The organism is Streptomyces sp. NPDC005566 (genome assembly GCF_040605575.1).
Taxonomy (GTDB): Bacteria; Actinomycetota; Actinomycetes; order Streptomycetales; family Streptomycetaceae; genus Streptomyces.
In genome coordinates, this window is the sequence record NZ_JBEXDB010000092.1 from 1 (window position 1) to 1,022 (window position 1,022).

2 protein-coding genes are annotated in these 1,022 nt (G+C 61.2%); both read left to right on the plus strand.

Features of this window, described 5'->3' with window-relative positions:
* The first annotated feature begins 98 nt into the window (after positions 1-98).
* A complete protein-coding gene (locus ABZS61_RS34905; protein ID WP_356430588.1) occupies positions 99-341 on the plus strand; it encodes an oxidoreductase C-terminal domain-containing protein in 243 nt (80 codons plus the stop codon).
* On the plus strand, positions 342-1,022 hold a 681-nt coding region (locus tag ABZS61_RS34910; RefSeq protein ID WP_356430584.1), incomplete at its 3' end, for an SDR family NAD(P)-dependent oxidoreductase.

Genomic DNA, 1,022 nt, shown 5'->3' on the forward strand with positions numbered 1-1,022 from the left:
CTCGGCGGGACGGTCGAAGGTCGAGGAGATGACCTCGCCCTTCACCGACCGCTGCATGTCGGTGACCTCTTCCGGACGCTCGTCGCGCCGGGCGAAAGATTCAACTTGCAGGCGATCTCACCGGCTCGGGAGAGATGGTTATTCGGGGCGATGAGTCAGGCGCGTCCTTTTCCGTATTCCGCGTATCGAACGGACGGGTGGCAGGCGTTGCGACAGTCGACGCCCCGCGTGAATACGCAACGGCCAAACGGCTCGTCGAGTCGCGAATCGCGGTGCAGACCAATCTGCTGGCCGATTCCTCTACCGAGCTTCGCAGCTTGCTTAGCTACAAGGTGAACTAAATGAAAAAACTGGAAAACCAGGTCGTGCTGGTGACAGGCGGCGCATCTGGCCTGGGCCGCGCCATCGTCGAGCGGTTCGTTTCGGAGGGCGCGCGGGTAGGCGTGCTTGACCGCTCGGCTGATCGGATTGCCGAAATCCGCGATGCACTCGGTAATGCTGTGATGGGCTTCCAGGGCGATGTTACGTCGTATGAGGACAACCTTCGCGCAGTGAATGGATTGGTCGCTCAGTTCGGCCGCCTGGATTGCGCGATCGGGAACGCCGGGATCTGGGATTTCAAGACCGCACTGGTCGACCTCTCGGAAGACAAACTCTCTTCGGCGTTCGACGAATTGTTCGCCGTGAACGTGAAGGGCTATCTTCTGCTCGCCAAGGCCGCTTTGAAAGCGCTGGCCGAAAGTCGCGGGAGTCTGATCTTTACGGCATCGAACGCGTCGTTTCAGTCGGACGGTGGCGGCGTCCTCTACACGGCCAGCAAGCACGCAATTCGCGGCATCGTTACGCAACTCGCTTTCGAATTGGCGCCGTTCGTCCGCGTCAACGCCGTTGCTCCGGGGGGAATGATCACGAACCTCAGCGGCGTGAAGTCGCTCGGACTCTCGGATGCCACGATTCCGGCGGAGCCGTTCGTCGAAATGGCGCGCCATGTGGTGCCTATCGGTCATCTGCCGACTCCGGCC